The organism is Bdellovibrio sp. KM01 (genome assembly GCF_013752535.1).
Taxonomy (GTDB): Bacteria; Bdellovibrionota; Bdellovibrionia; order Bdellovibrionales; family Bdellovibrionaceae; genus Bdellovibrio.
In genome coordinates, this window is record NZ_CP058348.1 from 2,148,236 (window position 1) to 2,169,624 (window position 21,389).

A 21,389-nucleotide genomic window follows, 5' to 3' on the forward strand; every position below is an offset into this window, starting at 1 on the left:
AACTACACGGGCTTTTCTTTTACCAAAGTATGCATCTTTACAAGCTTGGCCAATCCTGCCTGCAACAGCCGCACCCACACGATAAACTCGTACTAAACGAGAGGGGTTTAGATGAGCGGTCCGGAAAACATTCAGGTTAAAAAAATTATCGACGCAGTTCCCGCAATGGCCACAGGCAATCCCTTAGAGTATGGGTATAAAGAAATCAACTCGCGCAGCTTTGAAAGCAGCCTGACTACTCTGGTGAATCATTTTAAAAATAAAACTCCCAAGACAAAGCCCATCAAGAAAACTTAAAATCAATTTTTTTCGAAACAATAAAGCCACAACTCCCTAAAGACTCCCACTAAGGATGAGAGTCTTTAAGAGCCTGTTCCTTTTCTGGGGCTTCATCTTTAAACTCGACAACGATCTCCTGCGTGCCGCCCACGTCCTTCAATGGAATTCGCTTTTCAGTCAAACGTCCCTTTTTCGAAATCTGAACCTTAATGACATAGATGGTACTTTTAAATCTGTACATAATCTCAAAGCCAAACCAGTCCTCAGGCACACAAGGACAAATTACCATCTCACCATTTTCGATCGTAAAACCCAGGACGGATTCCAATCCCGCACGGTAAAACCAGCTGGCTGAGCCTGTGTACCAACTCCAACCACCTCGCCCCACATGCGGTTCAACGGCATAAACATCGGCCGCAATCACATAGGGTTCGATTTTATATTTCTGCATCCCCGCCCGCGTGCGACCGTGATGAATCGGATTGATAATATTATAAAGCTCCAGAACCTTTTCACGTTCCTGAAGTTTTGCAAAGGCCATAACGACCCAGATTGCCGCATGTGTGTACTGACCACCATTCTCGCGCACCCCAGGCACATAGCCTTTGATGTAACCCGGATCCAAGTTGGTCTTATCAAAAGGCGGCATCAAAAGTTTAATCAGCCCTTTTTCCTTCACGATCAAGTTTTCCTCAACCTTACTCATCGAAAGCCTTTGTCGTTCGGGATTTCCCACTCCCGATAAAACCGACCAGGACTGGGACAAGGAATCAATTCGACATTCCTGCCCCCAGGCAGATCCCAGCGGAGTGCCATCGTCAAAGTAAGCTCGCCGATACCATTCCCCATCCCAGGCATTGTTTTCTAAGGCCTCTTTAAGTTTATCCATGTGCTCTTTATATCGAGTCGTGTGCTCGCTATCACAGAACGGCAGGAAGTCTTCCAACACCCGGTGCAGAAACCAACCCATCCACACACTTTCGCCCTTGCCCTTTTCCCCGATGCGATTCATCCCATCATTCCAGTCTCCGGAACCAATCAATGGCAAACCGTGCTCTCCGACTCGCAGGGAATGCTCGAGTGTACGAATGCAATGATTATGTAACGTCGACTTTTGATCACTGAGCTTCGGTTGCGTGTAAGAGTCTTCTTGTTCGGGAGTCAGTAACGGCGCCTCGATAAACGGAACGTGTTCTTCCAGAATCGAATGATCCCCACTGATGCGAATATAGTGAGCCACCACATAAGGAAGCCACAACAAATCATCCGAGAAATGCGTCCGCACACCACGTCCTGTTGGAGGATGCCACCAGTGTTGCACATCGCCCTCGGGGAACTGGCGAGCCGCCGCACGCAAAATATGAGCGCGCGCGATTTCCGGAGTGGAATAGACAAAGGCCATACAATCCTGCAGCTGATCGCGGAAACCATAAGCACCGCCCGATTGATAAAAGGCCGAACGCGCCCACATACGACACACCAAAGACTGATACAAAGACCAATGATTCACCATCAAATCCAATGACGGCTCGGGAGTGGAAACCTGGATCGCGCCCAAATGATGCATCCACATGTTTTGCACATCTTTAAAGGCCTTGTCGACATTTTCAAAATCAATATATTTTTCAGAAAGTGCAAATGCATCCGCTTTGTTCGCGGCCTGCCCCAGCACGATCACAATTTCAATTTCCTCTTCGTCACGAATAAAATAACTCGCATGAAGTGCCGCGCATGGATCCTGACCGATACCCGCATAACCACTGAGCCCACGACGTTTCAAGGCTTCAGGCGAGGCATAGCTATGATTTCGTCCCAAAAATTCTTTGCGATCAGAAGAGTACGATTGAACTTCCGAACTGATTCTAAAGAAAGAAATCCTTTCGGCGAACTCATGGTTGTAAGCATTCTTGGCGTACAAGACTTTATCGTCGTCCACCTCACACAAAATATATGGCGCCGATTTTTCGCGTAAGTTTCCCAAAACCCATTCAACATAGGCCCAGAAAGACAATCGGCGATTGCGCCCCGAAACGTTTTTCACTTTCAAGCGCGAAATCTTAACCGAATCATCTGGAGGCACAAACATCATCAGACTGTGCTCCATCCCGTAAGCATTATGCTCAAAGACGGTGTAACCCTGACCATGACGGATGATGTATTGATCGCGCCCACGAATCGGCAAAGGTGTTGGCGTCCATAACTCCCCCGTATCATCATCACGGATATAGATAATTTCTCCCGGAGGATCTGAAACCGGATCATTCGACCAAGGTGTCAGGCGATTTTCCCGACTGTTCACAGACCAGGTAAAACCAGAACCCGATTCACTGACCTGGAATCCAAAATCATTGCCGTTCGCAATCACATTAATCCACGGAGCGGGAGGCCACTGATCTCCGGTGAGCGAAATAACATATTCGCGCCCGTCCGAAGAGAAACCACCCAGTCCGTTGAAGTACTGCAGATTTTTAGGCGTCACGCTCTTAGTTTCGTAAGATGAACGCGTATTTTTGGGAGTAAAGCTTTCCGCATACTTAATCGGCAAAACTTTACGCGACACTTGTTCTTTAAAAGTTCCCGCATCACTGGAGATCACGACACGAGCCATGGCCTGAATCAGAGCGCGATCGGCCTCCTGCATATTATCCAAACGCAGACTGAAGATCCCACCGGGCTTATTCAACCAATCCTGAAGTCCAGCATAACGAATCTGCCACAAAACTTCATCCTGCAGTTCTTGAAGGTACGTTGACTTGGAATCATTCATGATCACCAAATCATACGGCAAACCTTTTAATCGCAAGTATTCATGCCCGCGTAAAAGTTTGCGCACCAGTCCCATATCCTTTTTATCACCGATCATAACGGCTACAATAGGCACATCCCCGCTGATACCATAGGGCCACAGACTTGCTTGTTCACGGGTGTGCACCGCTAACAAGTGCGCAGGTTGTCGCATCGACGGATCCGAAAACAGCAAGCGCTCTGCCAAACGTTGGAAGGAGTATGCCGACTCCGCATCCATTCCCAAGTGACGAAGATCAATGCGCGATTTCGTCCAGGCAAGTTTCATCTCGCGCTCAAATGTATGTGGGTCGTGATAACGATCCACCATTTGCAACATTTCATCGCGAGTCGCCGCATAACCTGTTTTAAAAATCACCTTACGAATGCCCGCAGGCGGAATTCGAATCTTTACACGCAGACTTAAAATCGGATCTAAAACAGAACCAGAACTGTTCGTAAGAGTACTCCCCGTTTTTAAAGCCGCCGGGTTCGTCACGTCGCGACCCCGACCGATAAATCGAGAGCGATCTGATTCATACTCCACATCCCCATCAAATTCCGCATCAGACACGACTCCATGCAGGCCGTATATCTCCCTCTGCTCAGCGGAGCGTGGACGACGCTTCACGACCAGACACTGTTTTTGATCCAGGTACTCGGTTTGTAAAAACAAATTACTAAAACTTGGATGAGCCTGATCTGCAGCCATGGTCGCCAGTACTGGCTCCATATAACTGGTCAGTTCAATAATTTTTTCTTCGGTCGACGTATTCGTCAAAGTCACCTGACGAAGTTCCAAATTATCTTCGGGCGCTACAATAATTTGCGTGGAAGTTTTCACATCCATGTCCTGACGCAAGAACTCGACCTTATCTTCTGTAAAGACTGCTTTGTAAGAATCAGGCTTACGAATATACGGTTGCAACGTCGCCGACCACGCTTGGTTCATACCAACATCGCGAACGTAAATATACTGACCCCAGTCATCCTGAGTCGAGTCTTCGCGCCATCGCGTGATCGCAATCTTACCACACTTGGAATATCCAGATCCCGCCGACGACAGAACCAAAGAGTAGTCTCCATTGGACAGAATCTGCACCCGGGGACTGTGATGAGGGGCTTCATCATAAACCCTCACAAAGGATTTCATCAAAGAATCCCCGGCACTCTCCCACTCGATCTCAGCTGCTTTTGGAGCTGTCAGTGTCACATGTTCTGGCACGCGCTCTTGCAACAGAACTTGAGCCGCGCGAACTCTGGCGTCACTGTGGAAACGGTTTTGCATGACTTCCGCGTTTAAAATATTATCAATCGCGATCAAACTCATGCCCTGATGATGGGCCATATAAGATTTTACCAAAGAGTATTTCTGCTCGGGAGCCAAGCGTTCTGGCGTGTAGTCGATCGCTTCGATAAAACCAAATTCGGTTAAAATATCCGGAGTCTGCATATCTTGTAGATTCTGAGTTGCAACCACAGGATCCACCAAAGCCGCCAGGAAACTTGAATAAGGAGAAACCACGAGATCATGCCCTAAGCCCCTCTTTAAACCCAATCCTGGAATCCCAAAGGGACCATACTGATAGTTAAAATTCAAATCACGGGCATTATAACCGGCTTCAGAAATTCCCCAAGGCACATTCAACTTTTTACCGTAACTAATCTGACGATCTACCACCGCAAGCAATGTTTCACCAATCAGGGTTTTTTCAAAGTTCTTCATGACTAAATGAGGCATCAAGTATTCAAACATCGAAGCGGACCAGGACACCAGGGCGCGCTTACCTTCAACCGGTACAAGTTGTCGCCCCAAACGGAACCAGTGCTTTGCTGGTACATCTCGTTTTGCAATAGCAACAAAGCTTGCCAAGCGACACTCTGACGCCAAGAGGTCATAATACGAATTATCATGACGATTTTCACTGACATTGAAACCAATCGAAAACACCTCACGGTCCCGCTCAATCAGAAAGCCAAACTCCATTTCGGTGAAATAGTGTTCACAAGTGTCCCCAATATTTTGCAAATCCTGAACGAGTTCCCGCAAGTTCTGGGAAATCTTGGCACAGGAATCACGGAACTTGATAATCTCGGCCGATAGTTCTTTGTCTGGAATTGCAGTAAGTTCCGTAGTGAACTGGAAGTAAGACTGAATCATATCCTGCACAGGCTGATTCAGATCCAATTCGTTATAAGACGCAATTTCTGCCAAGCGCGTTTTCGCAGTGGAACTTAAAGTCTGCGGAGCAATGAACAAATCAGTATCTTTCTTAAGATCTGCAATCAGGGTATTCAAAGCATTGGTCCAACCACGAAGCTTTGAATAGTAGCGAACACCATGCTCAATTTCCAGGGCTTCCAGACTGTCACGGAAGTCTTCGACAGAAACCTGCACGGCACGAATAAGCCCCAGCCACTCAGACATTTTTTCTGGAGGTTTTTCAGCCAGGATTTCCCGCGTGCTGCGAATCTGTTCAATCAAATGCGTGGCACTAAGCGCCCCGGTCTCCTGGCGTTGAAGTTGAAGCTTTTTTACTTCTTCTTCCATAAATTTAAGATTGGAGTTCAGTGCATGCAGGGAGTTCAATGAAAACAGCGGTGAACGCGTGAACTCTTCCACACCTTGCTTGATAACCAGCAAGTATCCCGCAAGATTCCCACTATCCACCGTCGAAACGTATTGAGGATACAGGGGATTTAAATTCGTCGTATCATACCAATTCAAGAAATGACCGCGATAGCGTTCCATGCGATTTAATGTTTGAAATAAAAGGCGCAGTCTTTCTGTGGCTCCGCGCAAAGAAATAAATCCAAAATCCTGTGCTGAAAAAATAGCCAGTCCATACAAACCAATGTTCGTCGGCGACGTACGATGCGCAACAATTTGTTCGGGATCTTCCTGAACATTATCCGGAGGCAGCCAGTTGTCTGTAGGACCCACAAAAGTTTCAAAGAAATACCAAATCCGGCGCGCAACTTCGAACAGAAATTCGCGATCCGCCGTCGTCAGCTCTTCACGCTTTTTTTCAAGGCGCTGCTGTGTAAACTCAGAGACCCACGGATAAATCGCCCAAAGAAGTAAAAACGGAATCGCCACGACCATCACCGATGGATTCCAGCGAATGATCACGGCCGCAAAAATGACTCCCAGAATTGTCTCGACGCCAGCAGTACTTTTCCAATAGGCCGTCTTCATGTCATATTGAATGGTCTCGGCCTTAGCCGCTGTCATCCATTCTAAACACTTCTTTTTTGAGATACGCGTGCGATACAAAGCCCGGATAATCGCATCCACATCATTTACCGCTCGATGAGGCAGGAAAATCATTGAAAGCACGAACTGCGCAAAATGCATTCTAATTTTACCAAGCTCGCTCCAAAAACTGCTGGTCCAACTTGCCCCGCGAGTGTTCACAAGCAAGCTGTTTGCGACGTGCAGAAATATAGGAATTCCAATAATAAACGTCGTAACAACGGTCCAGAACCAGGCATCCCCCGGTAAAATCAACCACGAGGCGACATACATCAATACCAAACATGGTGCGACCAGACTGCGACGAAGATTATCGCGAATCTTCCATTTAGAAAGCACCGAAAGATCATTGCGAACTAATTTTCCCTCACGATTGGGGACAAATGGAAGAATCCAAGGACTGATTTGCCAATCGCCCCGCACCCAACGGTGAGCACGCGTAGAAAAACTTTTGTACGAGCTTGGGTAATCATCCATAACTTCGATGTCCGTCGCAAGCGCGGTGCGCACATACAGACCTTCAAACAAATCATGACTAAGAATGGTGTTTTCGGGAATACGCCCTTCTAACGAACGATCAAAGGCCTCGATATCGTAAAGACCTTTTCCGGTAAAACTTCCCTCAGAAAAAAGATCCTGATAAACATCTGAAACCGCAGTCGTATAAGGATCAATTCCCGTGTGACCGGAAAAAATAGCCGCAAACAACGAGCGCGAAGAACTTTCCAGCGAAATACTTACGCGCGGCTGAACGATCCCGTACCCTTCAATCACCCGACGACGAAGCTCACTGAAATGAGGACGATTTAAGGGATGCGCCGCGGTCCCAATCAACATACGGGCTCCGCCCAACCCCAACTGGGTATCCGCATCCAAAGTGATCACATACTTAAATGTTCTGACCATCTCTGCAGGAATTGTCATCACGGTGTAACTGGTTTCGCCCTTACCTAAAAGAATGCGATTGAGCTCTTCAAGCTTTCCGCGTTTTCGCTCCCACCCCATCCACTTGTCTTCGTTTGGATTCCACAGACGTTTGCGATGGAGTAAAAAGAATCGATTCTCTCCATAGATTTGATTCAAGCGCGCAATTCCGTTTAAGGCCTGAGCCACAAGATCCTGGTCATGCTCAACATGCTCTGTATCTGCATCAGTAAAATCCGTTACCAAGGCAAAGAACACCTGGGAATCCACATTCCCCAAATAATGAACTTCAATTCTTTCAAGCAAAGTTTGAATGGTTCCCGGATCCGTCAACATACAGGGAACAATCACCAGAGTTCTAAACTCTTCGGGCACTCCTTTACTGTAATCCATTTTGGCTAAACGACGAGGACGCACGATATGGGTTAAAAGATAATTAAATAACGTGATTGCCAAATCACTGAGAGGAAAAAACATCACCAGCACAGCGACCACCATCCCATACCAGGATTTGGAATGATCCATGGCATAGGAGATGGGACCAATCATCGTCAGAATAATCAGCGACGCAATACTTGAGAAATAGCAGACCGTCGGATATTTTAAAGTCACGCGCAGCCAGGTCTCACGCAGGCGGGGGCGGTATTTACATTCCTTTTCTAATTTTTCCAATCCCCGTCCATAAAGGAAATACCCCACATGGCGGTTTTCTGAATTTGCCATTTCCAACGCGCGTTTCGCAATATCCAGTTCTGCCAATTTGGTGCATTTGCCGATTTTTTCAATATTGTGACGATAGTCATCGCGCGTAGTAAATTCCATGCGCACGTAATCCCCTGTCGGGTCCGTTTCCAAAAGACGATCAATCAAACTGACGCTTTCAAAGAAAACCGTCCAATCGATATTGGATAACAAACGCATGCTGGAAATCACATTGGCGATCGTCACTTGATTCGCAGCTTGACGTTGATGTTCGGCTGAAACGACTTGTTCAACACTGGTGTTCTTTTTTTTAAGCTCCTCATTCATAGCTTCAATGACAGGCCAGATATCTGCCTCGGCATCACGCAAGCGTTTTGCGACTTGAGAAATAAACGTCAACTCCCCTTCCACCGGGTTTTCACAATGACGCACTATAAGCTTTAAATATTTTTGAAATTTACGTGGACGACGGGCATTTTCGATCAAATGATCCACCAGCTCGTCAGCCTCGGCCGATTGATTAAAATCCCACGCAATTCGCGCAGCGACACGGCGTAGATTTTCCACCAGGGCAATACGCAATGTGATCGCGACAGCCCAAAGCTCTCCCATTTTCAAATAGGACCGTGTCTGAAATGCAGTGATAAAACGACGGATGTTATCAACAGTCAGATGACTGTCGGTGTGAGCAATTAGGGCCAGCGCCAATGCATAGATTCGCGGAAACCCTTCCAGGTCTCCCATCGAGAGCTTAGGCAGCTCTTTGTAATAGGAAGGCGGCAAGTCCTCTTTGATCTCCCGCAATTGTTCTTCGACAATGTGAAAGTTATCGATCAGCCACTCGGCCGCGGGGGAAACGGATTCTTTTTTACGACCGACTTCCGCCAGCAGGCGATAAGAAATAAGGAGCTTATCCCCGTTTTCATAGATTCGCTTAAGGAGGCCACGATGAACCCGGACCGATTTCCCGGTTTGCAGATTATCACCCAAATAAAGAGCGTATTCTTCAAGTCTTTCACTACTGAAAATCTCTGCTTTAATAGGTAATTCTAAAATATCTTCCAGAGCTAATCGCAGCTTCTTTGCCATTCAGTTAAACTCTCCACATGCAAAGGACTAAAAGAAAAATTTAGTCTTGTTTAACCCGCAGGGCCAATCCGTGTGTCTAGAACTGCGAAAATGCATGGCCTGCAAAGCCTTTGCAGTTCAGCAAAAATGGCTGAAAATTGTCTTTGACGACCTGGAAAGCGGTGCTAGAATTAAGATAGACCAAGGGAGGGTTCTTAGATTTGAGTCAACAAGCCCATGTCAAAGTTCACGATAGAGCCATTGTCATCGGGGTCGGTTTAAAAACCGAACCACTCACCGAAATCAAAGAAAATTTGCTGGAACTGGAAGAGCTCGTCACCGCCGCTGGCGGAGAAGTTGTGGGCTCCATCATCCAAGTCCTGCCCGCCTGGAATCCCGCAACACTTATTGGATCTGGAAAAGTCGATGAAGTCGCTGAAATGGTTCGCGACAGTCAGGCGACCATCGTAGTGATGGATCACCAGCTTTCCGGCGTTCAACAAAGAAACTTACAACAGATAGTTAAAGTTCGCGTGGTCGATCGCAATCAGCTGATCCTGGATATTTTCGCCCAACGTGCTCAGACCTTTGAGGGAAAACTTCAAGTGGAACTTGCACAACTATTGGATCAAATGCCCCGCATGGTCGGCGCCTGGTTGGAATCCCTTTCTCGTCAAGGTGGCGGTATCGGAACCAGAGGTCCCGGGGAAACCGCCCTGGAGAACGACCGCCGTCGTATCCGCGAACGCGTGGCCATAATTAAAGAAAAACTTGAAGGTGTTCGCCGTAATCGCGCGCAACACAGACAATCTCGTAAACGCCACGAGATTCCGTCCTTTGCATTGATTGGCTATACCAACTCCGGAAAAAGCTCATTACTAAACCGCCTGACGGGCGCACAAGTGATGACGAAAAATCAGGTCTTCGCGACGTTGGATCCTACGACCCGCAAGATCTTCTTAAACGATGGACCACCCGCCGTTGTGACCGACACGGTGGGTTTCATCCGCAAACTTCCTACACAGTTAATTGAGGCCTTTAAAGCAACACTTGAAGAATCGGCCGAGGCTGATGTTTTACTTCACGTGGTGGATTTATCCTCACCAAACATGGAAAGACAAATCGAAGTCGTCGAAGAGCTGATCAAAGAATTCAACTGGTCTGATAAGAAAATCATCCATGTATTTAATAAAGTGGATGCCGCACCCATTGAACGACAATTCCGCGTGAAACAATACCCGCGTGTTTTCGTCAGTGCACTGACGGGCCAAGGCATGGAGCAATTGAAAAAACTGATGGCCAGCATGGTGAGCGAAATGCAAACCGATGTGCAGTTGTACTTCCCGCGCTCTGAAGAGTACAAAATCTTCGATTTGGGCCGCGAAGCACAGATCTCAAGAAAAGAGACTGCGACCGAGGGAACAGTTTGCTATACGCAACTGACACCGTCTCTCATCAATCGCTGGAAAGACTACATCGTAAAATAGATCTCAGGCCTTTGTACCCACAAAGGTCCTGCCCCAATCAAGGAAACCTCATTTTTTACTTTAGGGTCACTTATTGATTCCGATAGGCTTTGTATGCAAAAGCTTTCGGTTTATCTTTTCATTCTAGCATCCCTCCAAAGCCCCGGCGCCTTCAGTGCGGATAAATCGGTGAAGGACACACCTGCCTGCATGAACAGCGCAAATGACAAAAATCTAAAGCTCTATAACTCTTTTAAAGACAACGCCGACCCTCTGAAAAAAGCTTTCCTTCAAGAAATGGCAAATGGCGCTTCGGGACCCGCATGCGAACCGCCACCCAACAGTCCTTCCCCGGGTAAGCAAACTAAAGATCTAAACAGTATCGCGCACGCAACCAACGCTCAGCCGGAAAATACGGGAATCTGGGATTTGGATGACCGCTTAAAAACTCCTGACCAACTGCCTGCATTGATTAAGCGTGAATGTATCAACGCATCCCTGATGCGCGATCCGGGACAAAAGGGTTACGCCTGCACTGCGAACAAAAAAAGCACGGATCAAGATATTGAAATTTCCTATGGCCAAGTCGGAGGAAAAACCCAGCAATGTATCACAGGCGACATGGTGAGCTATATCCAGTTCGCGGTGAACAGTGCGATCAAATGTCTTTCTCCAGACAACCCGGTCGATGCTCGCGTGATTTATCAAAAATTCAATAACGAAACAGGTTTCAATTATTCCATCGCATGGAATGGCGGAGCCGGTATCGGTCAGATGACGAATATCGCGGTTGAAGAAATCGCCGAGGGAAATGGCAAAGGCATCTTAGAAGGTGTCGCTAACAGCAGCAAACACTCTTGTCAGGCCTTTAAAGACATCGCGAAATCCGATTTGGCAAAACGTCCGCGCATCACTCCCAACAACTACTGCGACTTCGTCAGCGCGGGCGACGGCCTGGGAAGAAACTTGATGTACGGAATCGCTTATTACCTGCACATGCGTGACAGCGTGATCGAACCACAACTCTTTCAAGAAAATAAATCCTTCGCAAAAAACCGCGATATCGTCAGCGCACTGACGGCTGTCAGCTATGGCGCCGAAGGAATCAAAAAAGCCCGCGCCCTTGCTGAAAAAGCGGGACTCTATACAGAGAAAAACAACCCGTGTAAGAGCCAAAAAATCACGGCGGCGAAATGTTATTTACAAATGGTTCAAAAAAACAGCGTCTACCTGAAAGCTATTCGTGGAAAAATGGGAGAAACCTACTGCCTGAAAGATGGCGTTGAACCTTCTTCTAAAGAATGCACACAGAAAAAAGCAGCCATGACAGACAAACAACTGGGAGCCAACGAATGTGTAAAACCACTTTAGCACTTTTTATCGTATTTGCTTCCGTCGCTTGGGCCACTCCGCGCTCGAAGGCAGATCTATTAGCCGATCTAAAAGTGCGCCGCGAAAAGGCCGCAAAGCTTGATTTCGCAGGTGCCGCGGCAGAATTCAACAAAGCCAACGCCGTAGTGAAATCCTCTGCCGACAGTTATCGGAAAATGAAAAATCCCGTTCTTACCGAAGCCGAAGAACAGGTGCTGTTTGTCTCTTACAGCATGGAACCCGTGAAGTCTTTAGCAGGTACCAGCAAACCTTCCGCTCAAGCGTGCGCAAAGGCCAAGCAACAGATCACACTGGAAGACAAAGGCACAAAAACTGAAGACTCGAGTTTTTCTCACGAAGCCTCTGAAGCCCTGGCGTGGCTTGAAATCCTTTGCAAATAAACGTCTCAAAATAGGATTCTGTTTTAAAGCGTTACCGGATCAAAATGATCTCTGTGTCGAATGTCAGATATAATGGTCTTACACACGCACGTCAGTGGAGACTTGTTACTATGTTCGAAAGCAGCGATTTCTCTCTTAATCAAAACCATTTGGGTAAATACGTCAGCCTCAGCGTGTGGGCCGTCAGCATTACTTTTTGTTTTTACTATCTGGCCATGGATGCTGACTTTAAAAAATTGGTCAGCTTAGGATTGATCTCTCTTGCGGGAATAGGCTCCTCAACACTCTTCACTATTAAACGAAACCGCGAAGCCGTCATCATCCAAAGCTTGCTGATGTATGCATCACTTATGATTCTACTTTCCATGCCCTACATCAACAAATACGCGATTCTGACAGTGCTCATCGTGGCGCTAAATCCGGTCATTTTTCTAAATAAAATGAAAGTAGAATTGGTGTTCGGAAATCTGATCGTATCGTTGATGGTACTGATCATTTATCAATTAACCAAACCCATCAGCTCCGCTCCTATCTTAGAGCAGCTTTTGGATTTCTTTATGAAATTCATTATGATTGTATTTGTGTTTGTGCAGGTCTATGGCATGAGGCTGATGTACGAACGCAGTCAGCCCCGCGATAAAGATTAATCTTTGCGCTTTTCTTTTAAACGCAATTCACGACGAGCCTTGCCTTCATTATAGCGGCGCTTGTCGTCTTCAGAGCTCAGCTCTAAGCCTGGAACTTCAATCGGCTTACCATTCGCACCCAAGGCCACAAACGTCGTGTAAGCCGTGGCTGTATGGAACGTCTCCCCCGTCTTAGGGTCTTCCGCATCCACACGAACGCCCACTTCCATCGATGTCCGAGAAGTGAAATTCACGCTGGCCTTCAAATTCACCACCCAGCCTTTATAAACTGGCGCCACAAAGTTGATACGATCAATCGATGCCGTCACCACGTCTTTGTTCGAGTGACGTTGAGCTGCGATCGCCGCCGCAATATCAATCCACGACATGATCGTACCCCCGAAAACAGAGCCTAAAGCATTGGTATGTGAGGGAAGCACTAATTGAGTCATAACGACTTGGGAAACAGAGACGGGCTTTGAAGATTTAGCCATAAAGCAGAGCCTTTCAGGAGAAGACCCTTTTGCTTGGGTTTAAAAAACAAAAGGCACAGCATTAAATGCCGTGCCTTCTATACTAAACTCTTATCAAGTTCAGTCAACGCTTTGGGCGTCTATATTAGATGCCACCCATACCGATGTCAGAATTACCATTACGGTTCATTCCGCCACCTGGAAGAGTCGTAGCACCAGCTACAGTCGCAGATCCAGCTGGGATCGTTTGCGTTTGGTTATTGTTGTAAGTTTGAGCAGTTGTTGCACTTTGATTGTTGTTCTCAGCGCGGATTTCACTCTCAACAAAACCAAGATGAGGAAGGCACCACACGATCAATTGTGCACGAGACTTCACATTCATCTTTTTGTAGATGTTTGTAAGGTGAAATTTTACTGTTTTTTCAGTTACAAAAAGCTGGTTCGCAACTTCCTTGTTGGACAAGCCTTTAGACACAAGTTCAGCAACTTCTGCCTCTCTATTTGAAAGACCTTTTTGAATCAGGACATCTCTGAGCATCCTTGCTCCCTCCCGCTAATTGTTTTTTATTTTTCTATCTAACCGTTTGCACTACCCAGGACTCATGTCCAAAAGCAGCACGACCACCTGTAATAAAGTCTGACATAAATTCTAAGTTTCGCAATAGCTTTGGACTCTAGTTTTAAAAAACTAGACCGATAATAAGGGAGATTTTACACAAAAAGCCCTTAGGAGATATTATGTTTCCCAATACGACCAAATTTTTGATCGTTGACGACTTCTCAACTATGCGAAAAATCATCAAAAAAGTTCTAAACGAGCTTGGCTACACTAACGTCGAGGAAGCTGACGACGGAAAAACAGCCCTTCCGATGATTTCTGCTGCCCATGATGCGGGTAAGCCATACGAATTCATTATCTCTGACTGGAATATGCCTGGAATGCAGGGCATCGACCTTTTGAAGGCTTGTAAAGCCGACCCTCGCTTTAAAGCGACTCCATTTATGCTAGTAACTGCCGAATCTGAACAAAAGCACATCCTCGAAGCTGCAAAAGCCGGCGTTTCTGACTACGTGGTCAAACCGTTCAACTCCCAGACTCTAAAAGGGAAAATGGAACGCGTTTGGGCTAAACACTCTGGCACTAAAGCAGCTTAATCAAGGCATTGAGGAGAAATTAATATGTCTGCAGCACCGAAAGTGGATGCTATAAATCCGCTCTTTGACAAACGTCTAATCAATGCCTTTGTTGATGGAGTTATTAAGACTCTGAAAACGATTGCTCAAACTGACGCCTCCCCAGGTAAACCATTCATCGAGCCTTCCTTCGTATTGAAGGGTGAAATCGCTGGTATGGTGGGCATGGTGGCTCCCCCTCTTAAAGGGACTCTTTTGATTTCTTACGGCAAGGATTCCATCTTCCATATTCTTGAGAATATGCTGGGTGAGAAGCACACAGAGATCAATCAAGAGGTACAAGACGCCGTTGGCGAAATGACCAACATGATTTACGGGTCTGCTAAAACGACTTTGAATCAAATGGGCTACAACTTCGAAATGGCGATCCCGACAGTCATCTCTGGTAAATTTAATATCACTCAGGCAGATAAGGGTGCGACTTTGGTGATCCCTTTCAATCTACCTAACAACTCTACGTTTTACGTGGAGATCACGGTGCAATAATGGCTGATAGCCCAGGAAAGACTGTTGATGTGATTGTAGGAAGCCCGACACCGGGCTTTCTGGAAACCATCAAAACTGTCTTGAAGGGCTATTACCCGTATATCTTGCAAGAATTCAAAAGCGTTGACGAAATCATCGACGCTTCTTCCAAGCCCGAATTCAAACCTATTTTAGCCTTAATCGATGGCGCCGGCGGAACGAATACCACCAACGAGTGGGTTCAAACCACCAAGATGAATTATCCTGATTGCCATTTGATTGTTCTCCACTCCTCGGCCCCGCTAGATTTCAATATCGTGAAAAAGAATGGCGCTGACGAAGTCATGCACATTAATTTTGACCGTGAGTTTATCTCCGACATGGTTTTACAATTAGCCCCGATTGAACTGGAAGGTGAAAACATCCCGATCACCGCATTGATGCCCGTGGATTTGCGCGACATGGAAGCGAACATCAATTTAAATTTTGATGTCTATGCTCACTTGCCGGCAAATCATAGATCTGTGATCTTACGCCGCAGTGGTGATGTCATTGAAGACCGTCACGTGGAAAAGTTTAAAAACATGCGTCAGCAGATGTACGTTAAGAAAACTCAGATGAAGCAATTCTTTGAGTTTGCCAGAACCATCATGAGCATGCGTAACCTGCCTTTCCCGATCTCGATGACGGAAAAGTTCCACCGCTCCAAAAAGAATATCTACGAATTCATGCAGCAATTCTTAAATGCCGCCTCTGGAGATTACTCCATGGGGAAAGCGATTTTGGATAAGTGTAAAACGATTATCACAGAGCTCGAGTTAAATAAGACTCTGCCCCTGCCCGAGCTCTACGATGAAGTTTGCCGCTATACGGGCAACACGCGTTCCTATTACCATGATTGCTTGTGTGTTTCAGCTTACGCAGCTTATTTCGCACAGCTTTTAGATTGGCCGGAAGATAAGCGTGAGTCTGCGGCGATTGCGGGACTTCTGCACAATATCGGTCTGTCACAAGCAAACTTTGCAGCGACTGAAATTGACATCACAAAGCTTTCTGCAGAGCTAGCACACGATTATAAATACTATCCCGAGCGCTCTGTGAACATGGTGAAATCGAAAAAAGTTCCCATCAACCAGGATATCCAAGACGGCATCATGCAACACCGTGAAAATTTGCGCGGTACGGGATTTCCCAAAGGCCTTCCCGGCGATGATATATCTGCTTTCGGTAAACTTTTATTTATTGCCTATTCATTTCATGAAGCGACCGCTTTACGAGAAGGTATCCCAGCGGCAGCTCCACAAGTTGCAATGGCCGCTTTGAAAGAAGACGCGGTCAGTGGTAAGGCACAAATCGATCTGGTGATGATCAGCACCATTGCTAAGAAATTTAAACCTTAAAGTTACGGAAACAACTGCTTCGCCGTGACCTTGTAAAAGTCTTTCGGCTGCTCGTTAGGAATCCCTTGAGCCACGTCCAAATGGTCGTGTTCGACATTCATGATTTTCATATTCGACGGATACATGGCTCCCGCCATGGTGTAATAGATATTCACGAACTGAAACGTACCATCCGAGCCTTTACCGACGAAAACAAAAATGTTTTTAAAAGACGTTTTTTCCGCCAGATAAAAAATCGGAGAAACAATCTTTGTCGAAGACACATCCTCAAGCTTTTTCAAAAGATCTTCCCAGCCATTCACCATCGGTTTAACGGCCCACGGGAAAGCATTGTCACCGGATGCACTTAAAACTTCCACCCCAACAAAGTTTATTCTAGAAAAATCCGCCTGGGATGCTGGCTGAGCCCACACCGCCCCTACGAACAGCATTGATAATACAAACGCGGTGATTTTCATCTTACTCCCCTTCATCATCCATATCGAAATCTAACTGCATGTCATCCATTCCACCCACGACCAAAAGATCACGCAGATCTGCTTTGCCCTCTTGCCAGTTGATTTCATTTAAAATCCCCGCTGCATAGTGCAGGCCTTCGTAACTATAGGATAAAACCAGAAAGAATCCCAACACCCAACGAATTCCGGCCCGAGTGCTGCGGGGTTGAAATTGCACGACGCGAGTCTCAGCAACCCAGTCAGACAAATGCGTTCGATCGTAACGAAAGAACGCCAGGGCAAAGATCGCCCAGGAGAAAAAGAAACTTAAACGACTGGTCAAGGGACGCAAAAGACATTGCGTGTAATCCAGTTCTTCGTGGGGACTATGGGCCGGAACGACTTTAAGTCCCATAATCCATTTTCCAGGAGTTGCCGAAATTAACATCAAGGATGCCGCTTCATACAAAGCGGGAGTCAAAAACAACATCAAAAGCTGGAACAGATTGAACTGTACGTCGGCATCTGTGAACCACACCGTATAAAAGGCTTTATAGAAAGGCGAATAGCAGATCGCAAGAAACACCTGATCGATCGTGACGGCCAAGAGCCTTTTCCAAGTGCTCGGCACATAAATGTCTGCGGTGTTTTCGGTCGCCTTAGTCATCATTTAAATTCCTTAGTTTACTTTCTTAAGAAAGCTATCCAGCCACGAAAGAGCTTGTTTGCGATCCTTCAAACTTTTTTCCAACTGCAGGCAATACGCTTCTTGCAGACACTGGCCAATCGCAGGACCCTGAAGTTTTCCTTTAAGGTCTTCGCCCGTCAAAAAGGGTTTTGGCAATTCATCCCCAAAACTGCGGGCCTCATTTAACAGACGCAAAATCGCCTCTTCAAAAAGCCCTTCCTTCATTAAAACTTCCAAAGCCCAGGTTTTACCCGGTTTTTGCATTTGCTGAAGTTGCAAACCCAAACGCAGTGCCAAAAAATCCCCGGGCTTTTGCCAAAGCTCCCAGGCATCTTCAATCCCGCGGCGTTCTTTAGTGGACAGGCGTAAAAGCTCAATACTCTTTTCTAAATCAGAATGGCCTGCAGAGCGCAGAAATAAACTTAAATTTTGCCAGATCTCACAACCCGGGTACGCAGTCCAATTCACATCGGGAGTTTTCCAGGGGAAAAGCTCCCTTTGCAAACCCGTGTCTTGCATCACTCTTAAACCCAGCGGCACATTTTTGGATTTTAAAAGTTTTCCCATTTCGTCTCGCAAACGTTCGCCACTGACAGTTTTCACAGCCGCAGCCATTTCTGTCATGGCCGCCAATGTACCTGACTCGACGGCGAAATCGAGCTGCGCTGCAAACCGAGCTCCGCGAAGCAAACGCAAATGGTCTTCTTGAAAGCGTTTTTTTGCTTCACCCACAGTGCGCAGAACTTGTTTTTTCAAATCCTCCTGGCCATGAACGAAATCCAGAATTTGATGGTTTTGCATGTCATAGAAAAGAGCGTTGACGGTAAAATCCCGGCGTTTCGCGTCCTCTTCGGGAGTGGAAAATTCCACGTGATCAGGGCGACGGCCGTCCTTATAGTTGCCATCATTTCGGAAGGTCGCAACCTCGATATCGGCGCCCCCCAATACCACCCGCATGACCCCGAAGCTTTTACCCACATTGATGGTCTTTTCGAATAACTCCTCGATTTTATCGGGAGTCGCATTCGTCGCTATATCCAAATCATTCGCTTTCAGCCCCAATAAAGCGTCGCGCACGCAACCGCCTGCCAAAAAGGCCTTGTAGCCTTCTTGCGCCAATTTGTGGTAGATTGCTTCCACCGCAGGCCAATGGGGATGAGATTGCAAAATCGTGCGAACTTGATCCATGCCTTTAAGTGTACAAAAAAACCTGTTGAAAGAAAGAAATTGTTCGCGTGACGCCTCAGGAGATAAAACCTCTCTTAGATCCTTTTTTAGCTGAACTGGGAGTTTCCCATTTTGGCTGGGCGCCATTGCAAAATCCATTAAGCTTTGATTTCTATCGCAGTTGGATCGAAGAAGGCCTGCATGGTGAGATGAAATATCTGGCCGAGCATGCTCCGATCAAAGAAAACCCAAAAAGCAAATGGGGCCGTGCTGAAAGTGCATTGGTTTTCGCCATGCCTTACTATCCGCATCCCGAAAAACTCGAAAATTTCCCACTAAAATCTGCTCGCGTCAGTCTGTATGCCCAAGGGATGGATTATCATTTTTGGTTTAAACAACGCATGCAAAAGCTTTGTGAAGAGCTGACAAAACTTTTCCCAGAAGAGGAATTCCTCGCCTTCACCGACAGCTCCCCTCTCTTAGAACGTGATTTGGCAAAAAAAGCGGCACTGGGTTGGGTTGGAAAAAACACTTGTGTCATCAATCCTAAAAAAGGCAGCCTCTTTTTCATTGGCGAAATAGTGACTTCTTTGAAAGTGACGACAGAGATCGCTCCTTTGCCGGACTTCTGCGGCACCTGTACACGCTGCTTGGATATTTGCCCGACGGGAGCTTTGATTGAGCCTAAAAAAATGGATGCACGCAAATGCATTTCCTATCTGACCATCGAATCACGTCAGGTTCCTGACGAGTCTTTGCGCGAAAAAATTGGTGATTGGTTTTTTGGTTGCGACCTTTGCCAAACAGTCTGCCCGTGGAATCAAAAAGTCTTTAAGGGACAGCTTTCCATCGAAAAAAGCCTGACATTAGACACAGAATCGGCAGAGACGTTACAAAAAGAATTAAGTTACATCCTGACCGCCTCAGGGAAAAAATTAACCAAGGATTTCTTTGGAACACCACTTGCCCGTGCGGGCTCTTTCGGTCTTAAGCGCAATGCCATGATCGTGGCGGCAAATCGAAAAATAAAAGGGCTTCAACCAGAAATTGAAGCCCTGAAAGAGCACGAAAAATTAGGAGAACTGGCCCAGTGGGCACTCATGAAGCTAACGACTTAGGCGCTGCCAAGATCTAGAGTCCTAGTTTCTTCAAAAGATCATCAATCTCGTTCTGTTTCAGCTTTTGTTTACCCACTTCGTCTTCAGCAGATTTTCCCGTCCCGACACTCATCGAAACATCATCCGAAAATTTGCCCGAAACCCAGCGCAGGCGATCAATAAATGCCTGAGGAATGCTGGCTTTCAATTGAGACAGAGGTTCTTCAATGCGATCAAGCAAAGTGCTCAATGTTTCTGAACCATCCAACAAAGTGGCGACGCACACATCGAACAATTGCTCATTGTCTTTGATCTGCGAAGCTTTATAGCCAACTGCCTTACACAAGGCCGTATAGTCAGAAATCAAATGAACCGCGTGATCTGTGGAGGCTGACAGGGCTAAACTCTTCGCGCCCCCCATGATGCGGTCGACGCCGTTTCCATATTCTGCCAACTTTTGAACTTGTGAGAAATCGCCTTCAATACCTTCGAGAAGATCTATCATATCCTCAATCAAGGTCTTTGACTCGTTCACAAAATCTTTTACAATTTCTTTATCAATAGACATCGTTTTAACGATAGCAATCGGAAGGTTTGGAAGCAATGGATTATGTCTCAATTCGCGTGAGCACACTTCGGGGAGACCAAAAGATTGATTTCAATGCCTACATCAAGATCAATGATAAGATGATCCTCTACTTACGTCGTGGCGACAGCTTCGAGGGGGACCGCTTAAAGCGTTTGAAAGAAAAGCAACTTCGCAAAATGTACATTCTGACTGGCGAAGAACAGCTTTACCGCGGTTATTTGGATCGAAATCTGGAAATGGCTTATGACAACTCCTCGGGCAAAGACCTGCAAACCCGTGTTGAAGTTATCCAAGGCGCCCAACAATCGAACTGCGAAGAAGTTTTCGAAAATCCAGAAAACGTCGAAACATACAACTATGCGAAGGAAGCCGCAGGCAAATACGTCAGCTTCGTTATGTCCAATCAACAATCCGTCTCCTCCATCATGCATTTGGAAAACACGGATAAAAACCTGGCCCATCACGGTGTGACGGTCTCAACTCTGGCAATCGCGTTGGCGCAAAAATTAGGCCTCAATGATCTTAAGAAAACTCAGATGCTGACATTGGGGGCGTTGCTGCACGATTACGGTCACTTCTTAACTGGCATGAACGTCAATCAAAAGCTTTCAGCAATGAGCCCTGCAGACAAACTTCTGTGGTGGAAACATCCCTCTGAAGGCGCCACAAAAGTCCGCGATAAAAAGCACTTTGATCAATCAGTGATCAATATCATCGCTCAGCACGAAGAACTGATCGATGGTTCGGGTCCCTTGGGAATGCGCGAAAAAGATATCGATCCTCTGGCGGTGATTGTGTGTTCTGCCAATGCGATTGACCGTCTCATCACATTCGAAGGCGTTGCAAAATCTGAAGCTGCTAAGAAACTGATGCTTGAGCGCGTGGGACAACATCCTCTGCAACACATTCAGCTGTTAAGCGATATCATGAAAGGCATCTAAACTGACGACCCCCCGCCACAAGAGCAAATAATCATTCCCATCCCCACTGGATGGGAGTATT

At 46.5% G+C, this 21,389-nt stretch carries 17 protein-coding genes; 10 read left to right on the plus strand and 7 right to left on the minus strand.

What is annotated here, in order from left to right:
* Positions 1–111 precede the first annotated feature (111 nt).
* The gene (locus tag HW988_RS10490; protein ID WP_181604233.1) at positions 112–297 is read left to right on the plus strand and encodes a hypothetical protein; all 186 of its coding nucleotides are present in this window, start codon (positions 112–114) and stop codon (positions 295–297) included.
* A gap of 49 nt (positions 298–346) precedes the next feature.
* On the opposite strand, the gene HW988_RS10495 is transcribed toward HW988_RS10490, so the two are convergent.
* Complete coding sequence (locus HW988_RS10495; RefSeq protein WP_181604234.1) at positions 347–9,034, minus strand: GH36-type glycosyl hydrolase domain-containing protein; 8,688 nt, start codon at positions 9,032–9,034, stop codon at positions 347–349.
* Positions 9,035–9,234: 200 nt separating this feature from the next.
* Between HW988_RS10495 and hflX the strand changes: the two genes are divergently transcribed.
* From hflX to HW988_RS10515, 4 genes are all read left to right on the plus strand, one after another.
* A complete protein-coding gene (hflX, locus tag HW988_RS10500) occupies positions 9,235–10,500 on the plus strand; it encodes a GTPase HflX (protein WP_181604235.1) in 1,266 nt (421 codons plus the stop codon).
* A gap of 93 nt (positions 10,501–10,593) precedes the next feature.
* Entirely contained in the window at positions 10,594–11,850 is a 1,257-nt protein-coding gene (locus HW988_RS10505; protein WP_181604236.1) for a hypothetical protein, read from the plus strand.
* On the plus strand, positions 11,832–12,251 hold the full coding sequence (locus HW988_RS10510; protein WP_181604237.1) for a hypothetical protein: 420 nt from the start codon (positions 11,832–11,834) through the stop codon (positions 12,249–12,251). Before HW988_RS10505 ends, HW988_RS10510 begins: the two co-directional genes overlap by 19 nt.
* A gap of 110 nt (positions 12,252–12,361) precedes the next feature.
* Complete coding sequence (locus tag HW988_RS10515) at positions 12,362–12,898, plus strand: hypothetical protein (RefSeq protein ID WP_181604238.1); 537 nt, start codon at positions 12,362–12,364, stop codon at positions 12,896–12,898.
* Here HW988_RS10515 and HW988_RS10520 read toward each other — a convergent pair.
* Positions 12,895–13,371, minus strand: coding sequence for an acyl-CoA thioesterase (locus HW988_RS10520; protein WP_246845595.1), 477 nt, complete (start codon positions 13,369–13,371; stop codon positions 12,895–12,897). The genes HW988_RS10515 and HW988_RS10520 overlap by 4 nt on opposite strands.
* A 124-nt stretch (positions 13,372–13,495) precedes the next feature.
* Complete coding sequence (locus tag HW988_RS10525; protein WP_181604239.1) at positions 13,496–13,888, minus strand: response regulator transcription factor; 393 nt, start codon at positions 13,886–13,888, stop codon at positions 13,496–13,498.
* A 200-nt stretch (positions 13,889–14,088) separates the two neighbouring features.
* On the opposite strand from HW988_RS10525, the gene HW988_RS10530 reads away from it, so the two are divergent.
* The 3 genes from HW988_RS10530 to HW988_RS10540 are packed head-to-tail and all read left to right on the plus strand — an operon-like array spanning position 14,089 to position 16,409.
* Entirely contained in the window at positions 14,089–14,505 is a 417-nt protein-coding gene (locus tag HW988_RS10530; protein WP_142700467.1) for a response regulator, read from the plus strand.
* A 24-nt stretch (positions 14,506–14,529) separates the two neighbouring features.
* Positions 14,530–15,030, plus strand: a complete 501-nt coding sequence (locus HW988_RS10535) for a chemotaxis protein CheX (RefSeq protein ID WP_142700468.1) — start codon at positions 14,530–14,532, stop codon at positions 15,028–15,030.
* Positions 15,030–16,409, plus strand: coding sequence for an HD-GYP domain-containing protein (locus tag HW988_RS10540; RefSeq protein WP_181604240.1), 1,380 nt, complete (start codon positions 15,030–15,032; stop codon positions 16,407–16,409). The genes HW988_RS10535 and HW988_RS10540 overlap by 1 nt, the downstream gene beginning before the upstream one ends.
* 2 nt (positions 16,410–16,411) lie before the next feature.
* On the opposite strand, the gene HW988_RS10545 is transcribed toward HW988_RS10540, so the two are convergent.
* From HW988_RS10545 to HW988_RS10555, 3 genes are read right to left on the minus strand one after another with little or no spacing between them, the layout of a single operon-like run.
* A complete protein-coding gene (locus HW988_RS10545; protein WP_181604241.1) occupies positions 16,412–16,867 on the minus strand; it encodes a hypothetical protein in 456 nt (151 codons plus the stop codon).
* A 1-nt stretch (position 16,868) separates the two neighbouring features.
* Positions 16,869–17,516, minus strand: a complete 648-nt coding sequence (locus tag HW988_RS10550) for an RDD family protein (protein WP_255489937.1) — start codon at positions 17,514–17,516, stop codon at positions 16,869–16,871.
* 9 nt (positions 17,517–17,525) lie between these two features.
* Positions 17,526–18,722, minus strand: coding sequence for a CCA tRNA nucleotidyltransferase (locus HW988_RS10555; RefSeq protein ID WP_181604242.1), 1,197 nt, complete (start codon positions 18,720–18,722; stop codon positions 17,526–17,528).
* Positions 18,723–18,769: 47 nt separating this feature from the next.
* On the opposite strand from HW988_RS10555, the gene queG reads away from it, so the two are divergent.
* Positions 18,770–19,819, plus strand: a complete 1,050-nt coding sequence (queG, locus tag HW988_RS10560; protein ID WP_181604243.1) for a tRNA epoxyqueuosine(34) reductase QueG — start codon at positions 18,770–18,772, stop codon at positions 19,817–19,819.
* Between the two features lie 13 nt (positions 19,820–19,832).
* Here queG and HW988_RS10565 read toward each other — a convergent pair whose 3' ends face one another.
* Positions 19,833–20,417 carry a hypothetical protein gene (locus HW988_RS10565; RefSeq protein WP_255489939.1) on the minus strand — a complete coding sequence of 195 codons (585 nt, stop codon included), beginning with the start codon at positions 20,415–20,417 and terminating at the stop codon, positions 19,833–19,835.
* A 5-nt stretch (positions 20,418–20,422) separates the two neighbouring features.
* Here HW988_RS10565 and HW988_RS10570 point away from each other — a divergent pair, with 5 nt between their 5' ends.
* Entirely contained in the window at positions 20,423–21,328 is a 906-nt protein-coding gene (locus HW988_RS10570) for an HD-GYP domain-containing protein (RefSeq protein ID WP_255489941.1), read from the plus strand.
* Positions 21,329–21,389: the final 61 nt, after the last annotated feature.